This window comes from Pseudomonas sp. R1-1, assembly GCF_051132135.1.
GTDB lineage: Bacteria > Pseudomonadota > Gammaproteobacteria > Pseudomonadales > Pseudomonadaceae > Aquipseudomonas.
Map to the genome: position 1 here is coordinate 3,086,395 of NZ_CP071663.1, position 20,890 is coordinate 3,107,284.

Annotated in this window: 18 protein-coding genes and 3 pseudogenes; 8 read left to right on the forward strand and 13 right to left on the reverse strand. The window is 59.3% G+C overall.

What is annotated here, in order from left to right; all coding sequences use genetic code 11:
- Positions 1–62: 62 nt before the first annotated feature.
- Together J3P75_RS13915 and J3P75_RS13920 are read left to right on the forward strand one after the other, a co-directional pair.
- Positions 63–533: a hypothetical protein gene (locus tag J3P75_RS13915; RefSeq protein WP_434671942.1), complete on the forward strand. Its 471-nt coding sequence runs from the start codon at positions 63–65 to the stop codon at positions 531–533.
- Positions 534–772: 239 nt separating this feature from the next.
- On the forward strand, positions 773–1,321 hold the full coding sequence (locus tag J3P75_RS13920) for a hypothetical protein (protein ID WP_434671941.1): 549 nt from the start codon (positions 773–775) through the stop codon (positions 1,319–1,321).
- 235 nt (positions 1,322–1,556) lie between these two features.
- On the opposite strand, the pseudogene J3P75_RS13925 reads toward J3P75_RS13920, so the two are convergent.
- The 3 genes and pseudogenes from J3P75_RS13925 to J3P75_RS13935 all read right to left on the reverse strand — a co-directional run.
- Positions 1,557–1,833 (reverse strand): annotated as a pseudogene (locus tag J3P75_RS13925) (histone-like nucleoid-structuring protein, MvaT/MvaU family); the annotation flags it as partial.
- A gap of 145 nt (positions 1,834–1,978) precedes the next feature.
- Positions 1,979–2,212, reverse strand: a complete 234-nt coding sequence (locus J3P75_RS13930) for a hypothetical protein (RefSeq protein ID WP_434671940.1) — start codon at positions 2,210–2,212, stop codon at positions 1,979–1,981.
- A gap of 6 nt (positions 2,213–2,218) precedes the next feature.
- The gene (locus J3P75_RS13935) at positions 2,219–2,932 is read right to left on the reverse strand and encodes a winged helix-turn-helix domain-containing protein (protein WP_434707096.1); all 714 of its coding nucleotides are present in this window, start codon (positions 2,930–2,932) and stop codon (positions 2,219–2,221) included.
- Positions 2,933–3,152: 220 nt separating this feature from the next.
- Between J3P75_RS13935 and J3P75_RS13940 the strand changes: the two genes are divergently transcribed.
- From J3P75_RS13940 to J3P75_RS13965, 6 genes and pseudogenes are all read left to right on the forward strand, one after another.
- Positions 3,153–3,986, forward strand: coding sequence for a phytanoyl-CoA dioxygenase family protein (locus tag J3P75_RS13940; RefSeq protein ID WP_434671938.1), 834 nt, complete (start codon positions 3,153–3,155; stop codon positions 3,984–3,986).
- Positions 3,987–3,999: 13 nt separating this feature from the next.
- On the forward strand, positions 4,000–4,416 hold the full coding sequence (locus J3P75_RS13945; protein ID WP_434671937.1) for a RidA family protein: 417 nt from the start codon (positions 4,000–4,002) through the stop codon (positions 4,414–4,416).
- Between the two features lie 89 nt (positions 4,417–4,505).
- On the forward strand, positions 4,506–5,168 hold the full coding sequence (locus J3P75_RS13950) for a TetR/AcrR family transcriptional regulator (protein ID WP_434671936.1): 663 nt from the start codon (positions 4,506–4,508) through the stop codon (positions 5,166–5,168).
- A gap of 185 nt (positions 5,169–5,353) precedes the next feature.
- Positions 5,354–6,834: pseudogene (locus J3P75_RS13955) on the forward strand (flavin monoamine oxidase family protein).
- A gap of 97 nt (positions 6,835–6,931) precedes the next feature.
- Positions 6,932–7,357, forward strand: coding sequence for a c-type cytochrome (locus J3P75_RS13960; protein ID WP_434707097.1), 426 nt, complete (start codon positions 6,932–6,934; stop codon positions 7,355–7,357).
- Positions 7,261–7,488 carry a c-type cytochrome gene (locus J3P75_RS13965; RefSeq protein ID WP_434671934.1) on the forward strand — a complete coding sequence of 76 codons (228 nt, stop codon included), beginning with the start codon at positions 7,261–7,263 and terminating at the stop codon, positions 7,486–7,488. Before J3P75_RS13960 ends, J3P75_RS13965 begins: the two co-directional genes overlap by 97 nt.
- Before the next feature lie 88 nt (positions 7,489–7,576).
- Here J3P75_RS13965 and J3P75_RS13970 read toward each other — a convergent pair whose 3' ends face one another.
- The 10 genes and pseudogenes from J3P75_RS13970 to J3P75_RS14015 form a co-directional block, all read right to left on the reverse strand.
- On the reverse strand, positions 7,577–8,239 hold the full coding sequence (locus J3P75_RS13970) for a hypothetical protein (RefSeq protein WP_150370564.1): 663 nt from the start codon (positions 8,237–8,239) through the stop codon (positions 7,577–7,579).
- A 39-nt stretch (positions 8,240–8,278) separates the two neighbouring features.
- Positions 8,279–8,935, reverse strand: coding sequence for a c-type cytochrome (locus J3P75_RS13975; RefSeq protein ID WP_434671933.1), 657 nt, complete (start codon positions 8,933–8,935; stop codon positions 8,279–8,281).
- Between the two features lie 9 nt (positions 8,936–8,944).
- Positions 8,945–10,418: pseudogene (locus J3P75_RS13980) on the reverse strand (flavin monoamine oxidase family protein).
- Positions 10,419–10,609: 191 nt separating this feature from the next.
- Positions 10,610–11,977, reverse strand: a complete 1,368-nt coding sequence (locus tag J3P75_RS13985) for an NAD(P)/FAD-dependent oxidoreductase (RefSeq protein ID WP_434707098.1) — start codon at positions 11,975–11,977, stop codon at positions 10,610–10,612.
- Positions 11,978–11,988: 11 nt separating this feature from the next.
- Positions 11,989–13,227, reverse strand: coding sequence for a thiolase family protein (locus J3P75_RS13990; RefSeq protein ID WP_434671930.1), 1,239 nt, complete (start codon positions 13,225–13,227; stop codon positions 11,989–11,991).
- A 13-nt stretch (positions 13,228–13,240) separates the two neighbouring features.
- Positions 13,241–14,800 (reverse strand): AMP-binding protein, encoded by a 1,560-nt coding sequence (locus J3P75_RS13995; protein WP_122607421.1) that lies wholly within the window; start codon positions 14,798–14,800, stop codon positions 13,241–13,243.
- A gap of 10 nt (positions 14,801–14,810) precedes the next feature.
- Positions 14,811–15,944 carry a saccharopine dehydrogenase family protein gene (locus J3P75_RS14000; RefSeq protein ID WP_122607415.1) on the reverse strand — a complete coding sequence of 378 codons (1,134 nt, stop codon included), beginning with the start codon at positions 15,942–15,944 and terminating at the stop codon, positions 14,811–14,813.
- 54 nt (positions 15,945–15,998) lie between these two features.
- Positions 15,999–17,282, reverse strand: a complete 1,284-nt coding sequence (locus tag J3P75_RS14005; protein ID WP_434707099.1) for an acyl-CoA dehydrogenase family protein — start codon at positions 17,280–17,282, stop codon at positions 15,999–16,001.
- Positions 17,283–17,525: 243 nt separating this feature from the next.
- Entirely contained in the window at positions 17,526–18,470 is a 945-nt protein-coding gene (locus tag J3P75_RS14010; RefSeq protein ID WP_434707100.1) for a WD40/YVTN/BNR-like repeat-containing protein, read from the reverse strand.
- 10 nt (positions 18,471–18,480) lie between these two features.
- A complete protein-coding gene (locus J3P75_RS14015) occupies positions 18,481–20,883 on the reverse strand; it encodes an efflux RND transporter permease subunit (RefSeq protein ID WP_434707101.1) in 2,403 nt (800 codons plus the stop codon).
- Between the last annotated feature and the right edge of the window lie 7 nt (positions 20,884–20,890).

The following is a 20,890-nucleotide window of genomic DNA, read 5'->3' on the forward strand; positions in this document are numbered from 1 at the left end:
CGATGAAGCGCTATCGAATCTTATAGGACTACAATCTATAGTGTTCATTTTCGAGGTTCGCCATGTTTACCACCTACCCAAGGGCCGAAATCACCTTCGAATCGCCCGATGCCACCAGCTCGCATGAGGGCCAGCGAGTTTGGAGCTTCGTTGAGCAGGAACTGCTGCTGCCTTGGTTTTACCTCCAAGTAGTGCGCAAGGTTGGCCGGGAAAATTACGCGAGCATGCTTATGATGTATCACGTTCATGAGCTCAAACAATTTATCGATGCGCAGTCAAATCGGGTGTGGGTCGAGCAGGTTCAGCTGGTTACACCTCCCCATATGAATGGCCAATCTATCTGGCTCATGGAGCCTCTGACGATGGCTGGAATCGTTATGGATCCCCGGGACGAATCGCAATTTTTCGTTTATCAGGTCGCAGGCGGGGCGACCTACTCATTACGAGACGATGCTGATGCGAATTTGAAGCCGTTCAGAGTCCTATTTTCAGGTGAGCGTGATCTTCGTAGCTCAACGCCTGGCCACGACTAATGTCTTTGAAAGCGGGCATGACTTGGGTACATCCCAAATTCGTTCGAGAGCCAACGATAGCGGCGCCTAGGAGCAATCTTGACGTCCGAAGAACAGGCACCACGTTGCGCAGATCTAAGGACTGCTTCATCAGATTTGATTCCGGGCGAGGCCTCTTCCTTTCTGCTTGGCGGTGTCTGCCGCCATGTGCTGGAATGCCTCCCGACGAACGTTGCCTCACCAGTTGACGGAGAAATTGCATGTGGCTGTGTACAGAATGGAAAATCGACTGGGACGCTGTAGCGGCTGTGGCGACGGCTGCTGCTGCAATCATTGCACTTATTATCTGGAGCTTTGATAAAGCTCAAAGAAAACGTGAGCGGTTCGCAAGCGCAAAGCTTCTAGCTCAGATGATGACTTCACCCCTCGGAGATACCCAGATAGAGATCGCGAAATTCAGATGCTATGTAGTACCTTCTGATGGCGATCAAACCTATTTGGTGGATTTGCTAAATGATGAAAACGCACGGAAAGATCTGGCTGCTCAAGCCACGAAGATCACGATCGAACTTCCATCTCAATTCTTAGATAAAGCTGACATTTTCAGTGAGACTGTCAACAACAGGCTTGCCAATGCTTTCTTACAAGTGAACCGCCTAAAAAAGATGTCAAGCCTCCTAGCTGATCTACCAAGTTCGGCAATGGAAGATGAAATCTCTCAGCACCTTATGGCTATTCTCAACCAAATCAAAGAATCAGAACAAGCCACAATGGAAGCTTTCCAAGCCCTTTTACAGGCCGGGAAGTGATCTTGAATTAGATTCACGTCCCTTCTCGTTAATTACGATGTGGATATAAATATAATAAACATTCATTAGTTTAGTTAGATTTAAAAGCAGGTTATTCCTGCCCTTCCTCCTCAGGAAACGTTTGGATAGGGCCAATGCGGTCGGTACTGCATTTAGATCTACAAAATCCCCTCTCGTGTTGCTAAAAAATCGATAACGAAAGGGCCGTACGGGCCCTTTTGTTTTCAACAATAAATCACTTGGTCAGCCAAGACTCAACGGTCGCAGAGCCGTGCTCTGCTTTCCACTCCTTCAGCGTTTTGTGATTACCGCCCTGGTTTCTACGAATTCTTCAGTGTGCGGATTTTTATATACCTTCAACTGGCGAGGCTTGCGACTACCGGTTTTAGATTCAGCCGCTGCTGCACGACGACCGGCTTGCGGATCAAGCAGGTCGACTACGTCCTTCAAGCTATAACCGTATTTGCGAGCAAATCGCGCAGCTTGGTTTCGAACTCAATTTCTTTCTTGAGAGCGTGACCCATTCAGGCACATCCACAAGTGGCATACGCGAGCCATAAAGCGCGGTTCCCTGCACTATGTATTCAACCACCCACTGCCGACGCTCAATCCGTTCGCGATCATGAATCGTTCTCGGTAAGCCTAGCCTAATGCATCTTATTTATCCGGCTCTTCCAGGCCATGTGGCGATTTCCTGATCGTGCACAAGAACGTCGCAGACTCATACGCACTTGTTTTGGAATTTGTTGATTGGTACGTGTCAGGCAGCACCGTCGTTGGCTGATCGACATCGTCGATCTGTTTTCCCTGTGTCTGATGCCAGCCATAAACCGAATACAGCGACGCCGGAATCCAGACACAAAACAGCAAAATTAACACATCTTTTTTCATACTTAACTACGCCTCCCAGGCGAACGCATTAAAAAGATAGCCTCTGCCCCAGATCGTCTTGATGAGCTCTGGATTTCGAGGGTTGTCATTGAGCTTTCCGCGCAATTTACTGATGTGAACATCGACGCTGCGGTTGATCCCGTCGAAAGGAATGCCGCGGATACGGTTGAGGATTTCGTCGCGAGAAAAAAGTGTGCCCGCCGCGCTGGCCAGCAAGGACAGTAGTTCGAACTCCATGGTTGTCAGATCGATTCTTTGATCGGCCAGGCTCACTACCCGGGCACTGCGATCGATCGACAGCCGACCGAATTCAAGGATGTCGAGCGCTGTCGGTTGCTTCGTGGGGATATGGCGTCGCAGCAAAGCGCGCAACCGAGCCAGGAATACCGATGGCTTGACAGGCTTGACTACATAGTCGTCGGCACCGGATTCCAAGCCGAGAACCTGATCCCTGTCATCTCCCTTCGCAGTCAAGATGATGATGGGGATATCAGAAGCATCACGAATCCGACGGCACAGGTGCAGTCCGTTCTGATCCGGCAGCAGAAGCTCAAGTACGACGATTTGTGGCTTGAGCTCAACGACGGCCGCCAATGCCTGGTCGTCCCGGCGGACGACTTGCACCGCGAAACCATGCCGGGCCAGGAATTTATTGATGAGTTTCGCCAGCCTCTGATCGTCCTCTACTAGCAGTGTTTTAACGAGACCTAGGTTTTCCATAAAAGCTCAGTATAAGGACCTTGCTTAAATGTGTGCAGCCTCAGACCCGCGTCGCGGTTGAGCGATCGATCATCAGCGAGTGATCACCGGGGCCCCGCCGCAGAGCGTCTGCATAGGCCTCCATTAATAATAACATTATTAAGATAACGGCCGTTGTGTTTAATCGGGTCGCCTGCTAGCATCGGAATCGCCAAGTGGCATTTTCGAGGAGAAAGCTCTCATGCAACTCTCTGTGCGAAAGGCGTTCCTGGAAGACGGGGCCGTCCTGATCAAAGGTTTTCTGAACAAGGATCAATTGGCCGAGTGTCGGGCGGCCTATGAATGGGCTGTCGAGAATCACGGCCCTCATGCGACTCGCATGTTCGACGGAACGGAGCAACAGTCGCACGTCGACAATGCCAATCCCGTCGCCAAGGCCCGTCTCGAAGAACTGGTGGCCTCCCTGCCCTTTGGCCAGTTGTTTGCGCAGCTCTGGGGCTCGGAGAACGTGTGGTACTTCGCCGAAGAGGTGTTTCTCAAAGCTGGTGGGCGCGGATCTCGCACGCTTTGGCATCAGGACACGTCTTATCTGCCGTGGGCTGGAAACCACTGGGCCAATGCTTGGATCAGTTTTGAATCAGTGCCGAAGAAAAACGCTTTGGAAATCGTTCGAGGTTCACACAAAGGACCACGCTACGACGGCACCACGTTTCGCGATCCGAATGATCCGACTCAACCGCTGCATGGCGGCGATGCATTGCCACGCCTGCCGGACATCGAGGCTTTGCGGCAAAACGATCCCGAGGCATTCGAGATCATTTCGTGGGCCACCGAGCCTGGCGATATCCTCCTGCTGCATCCGGGTTCGCTGCATGGCGGCGCTCCGGTGGATGAGGCCTTCCCGGACCGTCACACCTTCGTTTTCCGTTTCTTTGGCGACGACGCCACCTTTCATCCCTTGCCAGAACACAGCGCCGGCGGTTATCCGCAGCAAGGCGTGCTGTTCACTGAAGAGCTGTCGACGCTGAAAGCGGGAGACGTCTTCCGCCACCCAACGTTCCGCCAATTAATATGAGAGGAGCACCGCGATGAGCACTCAAGAACTGCAGCGTCAGTCCTTCAACCCTGGTCACACCCAGGCGATCTACGACAACTTCCACTTTTCCCAGGCCACACGCGTCGGCAACATGATCTGGGTGTCCGGCCAGGTCGGTATCGACGAAGCCATGGTTCCAGCCGATGGCATTCAGGCGCAATCCCATCTGGCGTTTCAGTACTTGCGGACCATCCTCGAAGCTGCGGGCGCAAGCTTGGCCGACGTGGTCGAGCTGATGACGTTTCATACCGATCTGCAGGCCGAGGTGCACGCCTTTGGACAGGTAAAGGACGAATATTTCCCTGAGCGTTATCCAGCTTGGACCGCTGTCGGCATTTCCCAACTGGCAATGCCGGGCTTGCGCGTGGAAGTCCGTGCCGTCGCGGTGATTGGCAGCGGTCGACTCTGAACGATTGCATGATCGCGACGTGCCAAGCCAAAATGGCGTTCGCAGCCACTGTCGGCTCAACGCCTTCACCCAACGGAATCACCTCTCTTATGCATGATGCTCAAGCGCCTTCCACGGATAGTCAGCACTCCATTGACAGTGATTCCGCGCCCGCTCCACGTCGCGGTCGTCCGGTAGGTAATCGACTGGAAAAACGCGGTGAACTGTTGACCGCAGCCATCGAAGTCATTGCCCTGGAAGGTTATGCCGGGACGTCTCTGCGCAAGGTTGCCAGTCATGCCGGCTGCACCACGGGCGCCGTGACCTATTACTTTGCCAATAAAGAAGAAATGATCACGGCGGCGGCGCAGAGTCTGTTCGACGAGTTCGACCATTTGCTGGATGCCGATCAGGAAAAAGTCGACGTCAGGGCAATGATCGGGCAATGGTTGAACCTGACTCAAGCGAACGACTCGGCGCGTTGGCTGGCCCTGTTTCAGATGCTTGCCCACGCCCGGCACGAGCCGGTTTTTGCCGACGTGATCCAGAAACGTTATTCGCGCTTCCGCGAGGATCTTGCAAGCATTCTGCGTAAGGGACAAACCCAAGGCATCATTCGCAAGGACATTGCTGCCGATCTGCTTGCCGATCAGCTCAGTGCGCTGAGTGACGGCTGGATGATGTTGTTGCCAATCGAGCCTGAGCGATTTGAAGCCAAACGCAGCAAGGCCTTGATGGATGCGGTCATCACGCTGATCAGCCCCGCTCGCTAAACCCTGCCCTGCCCTCCGGCATCAACAAGTTTCGCTTCATTTGCGCAGCGAACCCTGCTTTTTCGCGCCCGCCTTTCACTCAAACCCACGGTTAATCGACATCTCGCCGATTTCACTTTGCTGAATTCCTGTTCTGTCATATACACACATAACATCTGTGATTTTAATAAAAGACGGAGGTAAAGATGGGTGCGGATCTCGATGAACTGTCGACGCAATCACGACAGCGACGATTGTTATTGCAAGCGATCGGAGGCGCAGCCCTCGCCGGAGGACTCGGTGTCACCGGTCGTGCGATGGCGCAAACCGAAGCTGTAGATACCTCGATACTGGATGTGGTGATCATTGGCGCCGGGCTTTCCGGGCTCACCTCCGCCAGAGACCTCCAGGCCGCTGGCTGCGAGTCGTTTGCCGTGCTTGAAGCCCGCGACCGCGTCGGTGGTCGCACGCTTAACCATGATCTGGGCAATGGCGTGATTTCCGAGGCCGGTGGCCAATGGATCGGCCCGGGGCAAACGTCGATCGCCGACATGGCCAGACAGCTCGATGTTGCCACCTTCCCCACCTACTACAAGGGCAATGCGATGTATCTGATCGACGAGGTCAACATCCAGGAAGATCTCAGCGACGGGCCGAATTCCAATACAGAAGTCGTCGCAAAACTGAACAAGCTCGCCGAAGGCGTCCCCAGCAAAGCGCCGTGGAAAGCCAAGGACGCGGCTGAGCTGGACAAACTGTCGATTGGCCAGTGGCTGGCCGGACAAGGCATCAGCAACGCCGACAAGATCGGCTTCAAATGTCCGTGAGCCTCACCTTCGGTGCCACGCCGGCCGGCATGGGACTCCTGCATTACCTGGCGATGATCAACTCGTCGGACTGCCGCCTTGAAAAGCTCGAAGGGGTCCAGGGCGGTGCGCAGGAATCTCGGTTGGCTGGCGGCTCGCAAATTCTCAGTTTGAAGATGGCGCATGCTCTCGGAGATAAAGTCCGGTTGGCGTGCCCAGTGCGCAAGATTGTCGGTTGGGATCGTGATGTCGTCGAGTTGCACACCGATCAGGGCATCATCCGCACGCGGCAGGTAATTGCTGCGCTGAGCCCGGCGTTGTGCAATCAGATCGTCTTTGATCCGCCCCTGCCGTCCGGGCGTGCCGAGCTGCAGCGGCATTGGCCGGCCCATGCACCGACGCGCAAGACCGTGCACGTCTATGAGCGCCCGTTCTGGCGCGACCAAGGCCTCAACGGGCAGATTGTGCCAGTGGACGGTCCGCTGATCTAGGCCTTTGACAACTCCCCGGCGGACGGCAGCCTTGGTGTGCTGAGCGGCTTCGTCAGGACCGGACAATTACCCCATGACCCGAAAACGGCGCAGGGCACCCTGTCGGCGATTTACGCCAGCGCCATGGGCGAACAGGCCCTACACCCGATTCAGTTTCATGATCTGGACCAGGGCAAGAACGATTCGTGGAGTTTGAGTTGTATATCCCCCATGCCTCCCGGTTTCTGGACGCAATGGGGCGAGTATCTGACGCCGGCGGTCGGTCGCCTGATCTGGTCGGGTACCGAGACTGCGGAAATCTGGGCCGGGGCAATGGACGGTGCGGTCCGCGCCGGACATCGCGCGGCAATGGAAGCGTTGCAGGTGCTTCAACCACGGAGGAACGCCTGATGAAGCGGACTATGGTGTTTGGAGTCATCACCGTGAGCGCGGCGTTGGCCGGATCAATAGCGACTTACGGTACGGAACTGTGGGGGGGTATCGTTTCATGCAGGCCGTGGATCAGCGCGACGCTGCATACCAGGCCAACGGTGGTGCGTGGCCACAGTTGCAGGACACCTGCGCGCTTTGCCATGGCGCCAGCGGTCAACCCCGCGACGCTCAATACGCAGCGCTTGCAGGGCAGCCTACGGCATACATCGAAAACCAGTTGCGCGCGTTTGCCGAAGGGCGTCGCCACAGTGCCCAGATGCAGCCGCTGGCGGCCAATCTGACCGACGAGCAGATCAAGCGCCTGGCCAGTTATTCTGCCGAACAGCAACCCGGCGTGACTGAAGCCCCGCCAAGGATGATGCGCTGGACCAGCGCGGCCAGCGCGTGGTCGCCGCCAATGGTTGTGCAGCCTGCCACGGCGAAAAACTCTCTGGCGGCTCCCTGGCTCCGCGTATCGCCGGACAAGGGCAGCTTTATCTGAGCGATCAACTGAGCGCTTTCAAACGTGGCCAACGCACCGATCCGACGCAGGCCATGAATGCCATGGCGGGCACCCTGTCCGATGAGGACATCAAGGCCGTGGCGCATTATCTGGCCAAGCTGTACCCTTGATCCTGCCCGGGCAAGGATGCCCACCGCCCTACTCCGCATCACGCAAAAAAGCCGCCAGAACGGCGGCTTCGAGCACTTCAACTCTCCCTCAGCGCGTTTGCAGAACTGCCATTGCGCCCTTCGCGCGCTCCAGCGCGCAATACGCGTAATACAGGTGCACCAGCAGATAAGCCCAGGTCGTCAGTGCAAGCACGTAGAAGTTGAGCAGCACATTGCTGTCGTCGCCGGGGATCTTGTAGAAGTCGTAGATGCAGGCAATGGTCAGTGAGGCGAGCATGCCAAACATCACACCGATCGCATGCAATGACTCTCCGGCATTTGCCAGGCGTACCGCGAAATACACCAGGTAGACCGAAAACATCACCCACATCAGCACGTAGAAATACGGCAGGAGCGTGACCAGGACCTTGGTAGAGATCAACGCGAGCGTGCCCAACAGAGCGCCGGCAAACATCATGAGCTCCTTGCTCACGGAGGGCTTGTACGCATGCGTTACCGCCATCAGCCCGAGCACGGTAATCAGTGGAATCCCGAAGGCTCTGGAGAACGCGTCGCAGAAGTATGAAATCAGGTACGCATGCTCCGATCCTGTCAGGAAGAAGATCAAGAAGTTTGTCGCGGAAAACGCAACCACAAACCACTCCAGAGCCAGTAGCAGGTTTCTCTTCTTCAGAAACCTGATGCCAAAGGTCAGACCATTGGCAAGCAGCAAGAAACAGGCAAGGCACAGCACAATATTTCTCGGTTCCATAACGATAGCCTCGGTACAGCTGACAGAAAATTTGATGGGTTAGCGGGATTGAGGAACCAGTGCGGCCAGGTAAGCCGCAATCGCCTGGCGCTCCTGCGCTGACAGCGCCGCTGCCATGGCTTGCATCGCGCCACTGGGCTCAATGCGCTCGCCGCTGGCAAAAGCGTTGAGCTGGGCCAAAAGGTAGTCCTGACCTTGTGCAGCCAGGCGCGGGAAGGCGTCGTGGCCCATCAGCTCGGCACCATGACAGGCGGTGCAACCGCGGATTTGCACCAGTTGTTTGCCCTGATCCTTCAGCCCCTCGTCAGGGCTGACAGCCGCATGAGCAACGACCGATTGCCGGGCGTAGAACTTCGCCAGCAGATCAATTTCATCCGGGCTGAGGGTCATCGCCAGCGGCCCCATGTTGGGCGCAAGCCGTTGCCCGCTCGCGAAGTTGCGCAACTGGGCAGACAGATACGCGGCGGGTTGCCCGGCCAGGCTCGGATATGTCGGGTTCAGCGAGTTACCGTGGCTGCCATGGCAACCGGTGCAGGCATCGGTCAGGTGTGGCCAGTTTCCGCGTTCGGCCTGATAGGCCTCCGTGGAGGTCGTGATGTAAGTCTGCAGCCGATACAGGTCGAGCAGATCACGGCCGAAAACCGCCACCAGCACCACAATGACCGTGATGACGCCAAGCGCTATGATTTTTTTCATTGTCGTCTCCTATGCCCGACGTAACGCGTTGAGCACCTGCAAGGCGCTGTGGCGTCCGGCGCGCACGGCACCGTCCATGTAACCTGCCCAGATGTCAGCGGTTTCGCTGCCCGACCAGAACAGATTGCCGCACGGCGGACGCAGTGCCTCGCCATGTGTCGACCAGAAACCGGAGGGAATCGGCGACACGCACGTGATGGTCCACCGGGTCGTAATGCGCCCAGTCGTGATCGTGGTAGGAAACCGGCTCAAGCGCTGCATCCCCCAGGGCGCATGCATAGATTTCGGTCTGCACACGCTTCGCGGCTTCGGGGTCGGTGGGAGCTGCGGCATTCAGAATGAATGCATTGATCACGCCGATTTCGCCGTTTGGCGGCGAGTTGTCGTAAGCCCAGATGACTGGCCCGCCGACCTGAATGATGTGACCGTTCAAACCCTTGTCGCGCCAGAAAGGCCGCTGGTAAACCATTGCGGTCTTGCGTGCCGGCGAGTGCGCTGGCCAGGCCCGTTGCAGGGCGGCGCGAGCTTCGGGCAGCGGTGGATCGAATTGCAGGCGTTGGCACAGCGCGGGATGAATCGCCATGATCACCCGGCGGGCGCGGATCTCGCCCTGATCCGTTTGCAGTCTGACGATGTCGCGGTTCCAGTCAGCAATTTTGCGCACCGGGCACGACAAGCGAACCTTGTCGCCCAGCAATTGCGCCATTTTGCTGCTGAGAACCTGTGAACCGCCGACGATCCGCGTGCCTTGCGCGCTGTCCTTGATCGAGTCGAGCCGCATGTATTCGCTGCCGGCCGAATTGATCATCGACAGAAAATGCAAGAAGCCCATCTTCGCCGGCGTGACACCGCAGGTCAGGAGGAAGCTGGCATTCCACCCTGCGCGGTCTTCCGGCTTGATGTTTTGCTGAGCGAGCCAGTCGCCCGCCGAGAGTTTGTCCAGTTCGGCCACCCGGGGGGATTTCCATGGCGCCCCGCACGGCACATCACGCGACAGCTCGCTGAGTTTTGCCGAGACGCTTTCGTCGGTACCGAAGGTGCCTTTCAAATCAACGGCGACACGTCCATCGCCCCCGAGGATCACGGTTTCCCCGTCATAAAAACTGGGAAAGGTACCGACCTCAAGCTCACGGGCCAGATCCGCTACGGCGGTTTGTCCTGGACCGATCCACTGACCTCCGGCTTCGGAAATGTAGCCGGAGCCCAAGTCATGATTGAGGGTGCGGCCACCGACACGATCGCGCGCTTCGAGCACCAGAAGCGACTCACAACCTGCCAGATGCAGATCACGGGCGGCGGTCAAACCAGCCAGGCCGGCACCGATGATCACCACATCAAACACATCGTCCGGACTGTCTTTTTGCAGCGCATCGGCGGCATTGGCCGGGCCAAGGTTCAAACCGATCGATCCCATGGCGGCGGTGGCACCGGCCAGTTTGAGTAATTGTCTTCGCTTCAGATCGGGAGGGGCGTCAGTGCTCATGTTCGAGGCCTCACATCACGTTATTGTTGGATTGAACGCCCGTGGCCGAGCGTGGGTGCGGCAGTAAAAAAGTGGCGACGAAAACGCAAACATTCGTTTGTCTTTCTGCAGGCGAACGCCTGCCGGACCTAGGACTCCAAGGTCAGCGTCACCACGGAAAATCAGCGTGTTGGTTCTATAAGCCTCAACCGTCAGGCATGAGGGCGCGCAACTTTGCGGTTGGTGTATTCGTCCAGCAGATGTGCTCCCCCCAGCGCCACATTCACGGCGCACCACTGCAGTGGTTCGGGCAGGGTTTTCGGGGTTTTATGCCGCAGCGCGGCGAGCAGCGGATGCTCGATACCGCCGATTCTTTCCGCCAGCAGATGGCCGATCAGCGACTGCGAGGCGACACCGTGTCCGGAGCAACCCGCGGTGTAGAGAATGTTGTGGTGCGACCCAGTTTCGCCCACCACCGGCAACGCGTCGTAGGCCATGCTGACGTAACCACTCCAGCACGCTTGAATGCCGACACCGCGCAACATCGGGAAACGCACGCCAAGGTTGTCTTGCAACGCGCGGTAGGTCACCTCATCGGGAATGTTCGGGGTTTTCGAGCCGTAGGCATAACCTAGCCGTTTGGTGGTCATCAGCAGCGTATTGCGTGCGGTTAGGCGATGGCTTTCCATCACCAGGTGCGGCGTGGTCAACCCTTCCCGCCCTGCCCAGCCCAGCGATGCCAACTGCTGTGGTGTCAATGGCTCGGTTTCGACCGCCGATACCCGAAACGGTACGACTTTGTCGCGCAGAAGACCGAGTTGCGGCGTATAGGCATTGGTTGCCAGCACCACTATTGGCGCGCTCGCCCGACCGCGTGGCGTCCGGCAGGTGATCGTCGGCCCGTCGGAGTACGACTCAAGCGTGGTGTTTTCATACAGCCTCACCCCCGCCTGGAGTGCAGCGCGGCGCAGGCCCATCACGTATTTGCCAGGGTCCAGGGTACCGCCGTGGCGTTGCAGACAGCCAAACAGAAAGGCCGGTGGAATCCCCCGCGCACGCATTTGTCCCTGATCCAGAAATTCGGTTGGCGACCCCAGGCCGTGGCCCACGGCCATGCTTTTGCGCAGCCTTTTCTCCTGCGACGGATGGATCCCCGCCCTGATGATGCCCGAGGCGTTGTAGTCGCAGTCGATCCCCAGTTCGCGCAACCGACCTTCGACGTAGGCGACCGCTTCGTCATAGAACCTGACGATGTTTTGCGCTTTTTCCTTGCCGACACGTTTCAAGAACAACTCGAACTCGATGCCGATGCTGCCACCCAGATAGCCGGCGTTCCGCCCGCTGGCGCCGAAACCGGCAAACGCCTGCTCCAGCACCACAACCTTGGCCCCCAACGCCGTCAGTTCCAGGGCGGTGGACAGCCCGGCGAAACCGGCACCGATCACGATGACGTCCGCGCTGACATCGCCCTCGAGCTCGGGTTGCAGATCCGCCGGGGTTTCGACCCAGCCTCCCAGCCGACGGAAATGCCCGCCGGCGAAGTGGCTTTCCAGCTCTCGTGATTGGTAGGTCATGGACATGTGATGCGCTCCTATCGACTCAGGATGTGAATAGCGACGGCGGCTTCCTCGACACCCTGCAGCCCGCCACCGTTTTCCTGGATGGCATGCCGCGCACCGGGTACCTGGCGTGCACCGGCCTCCCCGCGCAACTGCGTGGTCAGCTCGTACAACTGGCCGATCCCTGTCGCACCCAGCGGATGGCCCTTGGATTCCAGGCCGCCAGAGGGGTTGATCGGAAGGCGACCACCCAAGGTGAAATCGCCGCGTTCGGCACACACCCCACCCTCCCCCAGCGGCGCAAGCCCGAGGTTTTCCGCCTGGATGATTTCGCCCATGGCCGAGGCGTCGTGCACTTCGGCCACGTGCATGTCCTGCGGGCCGAGGCCGGCGACTTCATAGGCTTCACGCGCTGCCAAAAGGCTGACGTGCTTGTGCGGCTCGTCGAGCCCCCGCAGGGTAAAGCTGCGGATCACGCTGGCGGCAATCCGCACACAACGTTTCGGGTCGGCACCGATGCGTTTCAGTCCCGCCTCGGTACAAAGAATCGCAGCGGCCGCGCCGTCGGATAACGGCGCACACATCGGCAGCGTGATCGGATAGGTGATTGGCGGCGCGGAAAGCACCTCCTCGATGGTGAAGGTCTTGCGAAATTGCGAATACGGATTGTGCACCGAGTGTTGATGGTTCTTGGCGCATACCGCCGCAATCTGCCGCTGAGTGGTGCCGTAGGTCTTCATGTGCCAGCGACACATGGCGGCATAGATGGCCATGAACTTGCTGTACGGACGATCAGATTCCGAGCCTGGTGGCACCACGATGCCCTCGCCCATTTTCACCAGCGTCGCGTAGTTTTCTTCGGCGGTGGAAACGTCCCAGCCGGTTTCGAACAGGGCCAGCGCCCGCGCCTTGTCCGGCACATTCATTTTCTCCGCGCCCAAAGCCAGGGCCACGTTGGTAGCCCCCGAGCGCAAGCTCTGCACTGCCAGATGAACCGCGGTACTGCCCGAGGCGCAGGCGTTTTCGACGTTGTACACCGGCACTCCTTCGAGGCCGATCTTGCTGCACAGCACCTGCCCGGGAATCGACAGCTGTCCTTGCAACTGACCGTTGGTGATGCCGGCGTAGAACACCGCACCGATATCGGCGCGCAAGGCGCCGGAATCGGCGAGTGCGCCCTGCAAGGCTTCCAGCGCCAGATCCTGGAGACTGCGGTCGAGGTGGCGACCGAACTCGGTCATGGCAATGCCGGCGATGTAAATTGGTTCCATCAGATCATTCCCCTCAGATACGCCGCTCAACGTTTTGCCAGTAATGGGCACGCAGATCTTTCTTCAGCACCTTGCCGACCGGGCTGCGCGGCAATGCATCAATGAAATCTACGGTTTTCGGCGACTTGACCGAGCCGAGCCGGCTTTTGCACAGCTCGATCAACTCCTCGGCGGTGACGGTATGCCCAGCGCTCAACTCGACCACGGCTTTCACGCCCTCGCCCCATTGCTCATCCGGCACACCGATGACCGCGCAGTCCTGCACCGCCGGATGACTCCACAGCACTTGCTCGACTTCACTGGGATAAACGTTGAATCCGCCGGAGATGATCATGTCTTTCTTGCGGTCGGTAATGTGCAGGTAGCCGTGCGCATCAACGTGGCCGATGTCGCCGGTGTGCAGCCAGCCATCGATGATGGTTTCTGCGGTTTTCTGCGGATCTTTGTAATAACCCTTCATCACCAGATCGCCGCGTACACAGATTTCGCCAGTTTGACCCTGACCGAGGATGTCCCCGGCGTCGCTGAGGATTTCCACGCGCACCAGCGGATTAGGCCGGCCCACTGAAGACAGTCGCTCGTCCGATGCCAGGCGCCCACCGTGCAGATGCTCGGCGGGCGGCAGGTTGGAGATCGAGGCCGGGGCTTCGGTCTGTCCGTAACCGCCGGCCATCACCGGGCCGAAGGTCTCGATGGCTTGCTTGAGTTTGTCCACCGACATCGGCGCCGCGCCGTACAGGAAATACTTCAGCGAGCTGAAATCGACCTTCTGCGCCAGATCCGGCACATCCAGCAGTCGATAGATCACGGTAGGCGGCAAAAAGGTTTCGGTGACCTTGTACTTCGGGATCATTGCCAGCATCAGCGCCGGATCCGGTTTGGTAATGATCACCACCGTGCCACCGCGCGAGGTGCACGGCAGCGACAGCGTGCCAGCGGTGTGGGTCATCGGCGCCGCCGCCAGGTTGACTGGCGGATGGTCATCCCCGTAAGGGAAATTGATCATGAAGTGCGCGCAGAACGTCTGGATGCTGCGATGAGTGTTCATCACCCCCTTGGGCAGCCCGGTGGTGCCGCCGGTTGGCGAGAGTGCCACGACATCGTCCAGTTGATACTCGACCTCCGGTGCCGTGACCGGCTGATCCTCAATCCAGGATTTGAGCGAAGGTGCGCCCGGCAGGTGCTCGTCGATGCAGATCCACAAACGGATTTTCGGCAGACTCGGACGCAAGGCGTCGATGATCGGCGCGAACTCTCGCTGAAAAAACAGCACCTCGCAGTCGAAGGCATCGAGCACGTGCCGGTTCTCTTCGGCGCTGTTGCGTGCGCCGACGGGAATCCAGCACAGGTTGGCGCGCCAAAGTCCCAGGGTGCAGGTCCAGGCCACCGCGTCGTTGGCCGACCAGACCGCACCCTTGGTGCCGCTCGGCAAACCGGCCGCCAGCAACGCGTTGGCGATCCGGCAGGACAGATGGCGGACTTCGGTGAAGGTGAACACCCGATCGTCCTGGATGTACGCCGCGCCGTGCGGATTGATCCGCCAGCCACGGTCGAAGAAATCGATAATCGCCATGTCGGTCACTTCACAGTTGAGTAACGGTTGCGCGGGCCAGGCCACGCTGTTCAAGGAAACCCAACAGGTAGCGATGACCGAAGGCTTTCGAGGACGAGGCGAACCCGGTCCTGGCGGTGTCGTTATTCAACAGCTTGACCACGGCAGCGGCGTGCAAGGCGCCGGTGGCGATGTACGGCGTGATGCCATGCACGGTGGCACGCACCGCTGTCAGTTGACCGCGGCCGATCGCGAAGTCGACGGTGCGTTGCAGGGTGCTGCGCTCACGCGGCGGCATGCTCGGGGTGGTCGATTGCACGAGGCTCTGAATCACCGCGTCCTGCTGTTCCTTGGGCAGGTGCTTGTATTCGGCTTCCCACTTCTCGCCCAGGCCGTGGACCATTTTCATCACCGGGTTGTCGTAGAAGCCGACACAGGACATGCAACTTCGCACGCGGCCATCATCTTCGAAGAACACCGGCAGCGAGGTGCCCCCCCAAGGCAGGCAGAACACCGCTTCCAGTAGATCGGGGCAGACCACGTTGAAGCTGGCGTTCGGTGCATAAGGCACCAGTTCCTTCTCCCACAGGTAGGCACCGGGGTAACGCACGCCTTCGAAAATGGTCGCCGTAGAACCGACAGTCACCCCGGCAGCACCGGTGCGCGGGCCACGGGTCAGGGTCGCGGTTTCCAGCGAATCGACACCCGGCGTTTCCAGGGCCAGTTCGGCGGCGATTTCGGCGTAGGTGTACATGTACGCCAACGATGGCGACAGCAGCAGCCCGGCCTGGCGATACAGCTCACCGAACTGGTCGCGCAAGGCCCGGATGTGCGCCTGCTCACCGGCCGGATCCAGGTAATGGCAGCCAGCTTTCAAGGCCGCTTCCACGGCAGTCAGGCCAAAATTGATGAACGGGCCGACCGTGTTGCACACCACGCGCGCACCTTTGAACACCGAGACCAGCGCGTCGACCTCGTGGGCGCATTCAATGATTTCGTAAGTGGCCGACTCCAGACCGACGACGCGTTGCGCCATCATTTCCTGAGCCCGCGCGGCGTTGCGTGCAACGGCGGTGAACGGGATGTGCTGGTCGATCAACCAGTCCATGATCAGCATGCCGGTGTAACCACTGGCGCCGTAAACAACGACAGGATATTTGGCCATCGGGATTTACCTCATTTGTTGTTTTTGGATGAGTGATGTCGGGTGAATGCAGAATCAGTTGTTGGCCCAACCTTCGGCGTACAGTTGCTGGGCAAGCAGCCCCAGGCGCATGGTCAGGACGCGGTTTTCGCCGTCCTCGATCAATGACGACTGGGTGTCACGCAAGAGTTTTTCGATCGGGTATTCACGGGTGGTGCCATTGCCGCCGAACAGACGGAAAGCTTCCTGCACAACGGCCATTGCCTCTTCGGTCACCGTGACCTTGGCGGAGGCGGTAGCGTACGGATGGGTTTGCGGTGAAAGGCGCGCGAAGCTCAGCGAACGGCGGGCGACCGCACGGGCCGTTTCGACCCGACGCAACATGTCGCCCAAACGCAGGCGGGTCATCTGGTGGTCGATCAACGGATGCCCGCCCTGGCGGCGTTCATGGCAGTACTGCAGGGCCATTTCGAAGGCGGCACGTGCGACGCCGGTGAACACCTGCCCCATGTGGGTGCCGGCGAACGACCAGGAAGAACTGACGGCGCCGTAGTAGTTGTCGCGCTCGGCGATAGCAAAGCGCCGGGGCACTCGTACGCTGTCGAAGTAGATTTCGCCTTGGGGCAAGGAGCGCTGGCCGATCTTGTCCAGCGGCTTGCCCTTGGACACGCCCTTGAGATCGAGCGGAATAATCAGCGCAATCCCGTGCGGCCGGCCGTTCTCATCGTAAAACCCGTCACCGTAATCGGCACAGATCAAGCCCAGTGCCACTTGGGCGATGACGCCGTTGGAGACCCACGCCGAGCTTTGGCCGTTGAGGATGACTTCATCGCCAACCACTTTGGCGGTCAAGTTGCCGATATTGCCGGGCTTGCCCGCTGGCCAGTCTCGCGCCATGTCGAAGATCTGGTTGTCGCTGCCACGGTCGGGTTGGGTGGCCATCCAGCAGCCGATCCGGCCCTGGCAGAGTTCGACCAACTCGGCATTGCCGGCGGCAACGGCCATTTGGAGAGGGAAACCGGCGCAGCCCAAAGAGATCGCCAGCCCGGCATCACCCCAGCCGAGTTCTTCACCGATCAGCGATTCGATCCGCACCGCCATGTCCGGCGGCAGCTGCGCCAACAGCGCCGGGTCGAGGCCGAGTTTGGCGAACTCGCCAAACAGCGAGTAGTAAGGCGAGCCGGGGGCAACCACCTCTTCGGCGGTCATGCGATCCAGCTCGCGACCCAATGGTCGCAACACTTCTTTGGCGAAGCGGTGCACGGAGGCCTGAATCGCAGCCTCCTCTTCTGTCAGCGGGGTTTCGAAACCGGTGAGTCCGGCGGCTGGCAGGGTGAGTGTCGACTTGAGCGAGATCATCAAAGTACCTCCATCGAGAGTGGCAACCGCTGCGCTTGCAACGTGCTGCGTTTTGTTATTTGTCATCGACTGTAACAAGCAAAATTATTTAACGCAACATACGTTATGTTTATTATTTCGAGCTTGCAGAGACTTCTTCAGGCGCGGGAAAACCGGCCGGAAATCAGCAGCTTGTTTGAGAAAAAACGCGCTGAACTGCCGGGAAACCGGCATGGCGCCCGCCTCCCGACATCCACCCGGGTATCAGCGCCGAGACACGACGCCTCTACGGGAAAACACGATCGGCGAGCCATCCCCGTTCAGCAGTGTCGCCGTGAGCGAAACCCCGTCGCCGCTGGGTTGCTCATGGAAACTTTGGCCACCGTCGTCACTGCGCACGAGCAAGCCGTCGAGCCCTACCGCAATGACTGTTTGCCCGGAAACATCGATGGCAGTGACCGAGCTCGTGCTCTGCAGCGGTACGCGCTGCCAGCGTGCGCCGTCGGCGGAGCCGTGCAGCAACGTGCCGCGTTGCCCGCCCACCAGCAGCGAGCCGTCGCCCAGCACCGCCCCCGTCCACAAAGTGCCGCTGTAACCGGTATCCATGTAGCGCCAGTGCTTGCCCTGATCGTCCGAGTGCAATAACTGGCCGCGTTCGGCGGTGGCGTACAAGCGCCCTTCTCGATCGGCAAACAGCCCCATCAGGTTCAGATCGGCGTGCTTCGATCCTGGCGGAGCTTCAAGTTGCTGCTCGGTCCAGGTCTTGCCGCCGTCATCGGTGGTCAGCACCAGCGACCACAGCCCCACCGCCACCCCTTGCTGCGGATTGAAAAAGTGCACGGTAAACAGCGGCCGATCTTCCGCACTGGACAGGCGTTGCACCTGCCAGGTATCGCCGCCGTCAGTAGTGGCCAGAATCGCCCCCCAGTGACCCACGGCCCAACCCTGACGGGCGTCGACGAAGGACACCCCGGTCAGAGGCGTGGACAACGGCACGGACGCAGCCTGACGGAAATGCCCGCCGTGATCGTCCGACAGCAGCACCACACCGTGATCACCGACGGCAACGGTTCGCTCCCCGGCGCGGGCAACGCTCAACAGCGTCGCGGCTGTGGCGCTGGCCGTCACGGTCGCCGGAACCGCCGGCAAGGATGACGCCTGCAACAGCGTCGGCAACATCAGAACCAGTAAAGGCATCAGGTTTCGCATGGCTATGTCCTCAATGCACCAGTGAGCCGATCAGACGCACTGGGCGCCGCCGCGGGAATGTCCGCTCCAGCCATACGGCGAAGGCTGGGAGAACGGTCATGGCCATGATCATATTGACCAGAAACATGAAAGCCAGCAGCTTGCCCATGTCTGCCTGGAACTTCAGATCGGAAAACGCCCAGGTGGCGACGCCCACCGCCAGGGTGATGGCGGTAAAAATCGTGGCGACGCCGACCTCCAGCAACGCGTGCTCGACAGCTTTGGTGATCGGCTGGCCGAGGGCCTGATGCAACTGCAAACGGTTGTAGATGTAGAACGCGTAATCCACGCCGATGCCGACGGCGAGCACCATGACCGGCAAGGTGGCGATGGTCAGGCCGATCTGCAGTTCTTTCATGAACCAGTAGCCGATGAAGGTGCCCAGGGTCAGCGGCAGGCAGCAGACCAGCACGGCGCGCCAGTCGCGATAAACGACAAACACCAGCAGCGCGATTGCGCCGTAGACGTAAAGCATCATCGGCAGCTCGCTGCGTTCCACCTCTTCGTTGATCGCCGCAATCACGCCGGCATTACCGGACGCCAGACGTACGCTCACTCCGGGCTGAGTGAACTGGCTGCGGAACGCCTTGGTCGCGGCGATCACCCGGTGAATTGTGGTCGCCTTGTGATCGGCGAGAAACAGATGCACCGCGGTCATACTGCAATCGGGCAGCATCATGCCGGGCACGCGAGCCACCTCGGCGGCCATCGACGAGTAGTTGGTCGGGTCGATGGGCACCGCGTTCATTTTCGGATTGCCCTCGTTATAACCCTCGTTGAACTGGCGTAGGCTGTTGGAAAACGAGGTCACCGAGACCACACCAGGCACCCCTTGCATGGCCCAGACGAAGCGGTCCTGATACTGGCCGAGCGCAACGTTTTCGCAGTCGTTCGCGCCGCCCTCGACCTTGACCTCGAACACCACACTGAGCCAGTCCAGACCGATGTCGTAATGGCTGGCGATCGACAGCGCATCCCTATTGAATCGCGCATCCTCGCGCAGTTCCGGGGCGCCGGCCTGCAAAGAACCGACGACTCGATCATGGCTTTGCCAGGCGGCCGTGACAAAGATCAGCACCGCCATGCCCAGCACCCAGCGCACGTTGTGCCATTCGCTCAAACGCGCAAGACCGTGCAACCAACGAGCGCGGCGCTGGCGAGAAACTTCCTCGGCGGCAGCGTAACCATCCTGCACGCTGAGCATCGAGGCCACCACCGGCAGCATCACCAGATTGGTGACGATCTTAAACGCGACCCCCAGTGACGCGGTGATTGCCAGTTCCCGCACCATGGGGATCGGGATCAACAGCAACGTCACGAACGATACAAATGCGGTGACCAACGCCAGCGTGCCCGGAATCAGCAACCCACTGAAACTCGCCCGCGCTGCGCCCTCCACCGATTTGCCGCAGGCGATCTCGCGAATGATGAAGTTGATCTGCTGCACGCCATGGGACACGCCGATGGCAAACACCAGAAACGGCACCAGCACCGCCAGCGGATCCAGGCCGTAACCGAGCAGACGCAAGGCGCCGAACTGCCAGATCAGCGACACCAACGAGCACCCCACCGCCAGCAAGGTGAAGCGCAGCGAATGGCAGTACCAGTACACCGCAGCCGCCGTCAGCAACAAGGCCAGCAGACAGAACTCGAGAACCGCTGACGCACCCACAGCAATGTCCCCGATCTGCTTGGCGAAGCCGATGATCTGGATCTCGAAATCCGTGTCCTCGAACTGACGGCGAATCTGCTGCTCCAGCACCTGGTTGTACGCCACATAATCCAGGCGCTGGCCGTTGGCATCGAATTCGTTGAGATCGACCGTGATCATCGCGCTGCTCTGGTCGCGAGCCACCAACGTCCCGATAAAACCGCCCTGCGCTGTCGAGTTGGCGATCATGGCAATGCTCGCCTCATCGAGACTTTCCGGGGTTACCGTCCCCGGTACCAGCGGGTCCGCACGAAAGCCCTCCTCGGTGATTTCATTGACGAACGCGTTGGGCGTCCACAACGAACGCACGCTGCTGCGCGACACGTTGGGCAGAAATATCAGCGCCTGGGTGACGTCATAAAGACGCTTGAGCCCTGCCTGGCTCCAGATCGTCCCTTGGCGCGCCTTGACCACCACCGTCAACCGGTTCGCGCCGAGCAAGTCATTGCGATAGGTCTCAAAGGTTTCGATGTATTCGTGGCCGATGGGTAACTGCTTTTCAAACCCGGCTTCCATGCGCAACTGCACCGCAAACCAGGCCATGCCCAGGGTGACCAGCGCCAGACCCGCCAACGTCAGCAGGCGGTGCGAGAACAGCCATTGTTCGATGCGCGGCAGGACGCCGCGCACAGGGTTTTGCTTGAGGTTCAGGGAACTGTTCACGGCGCGC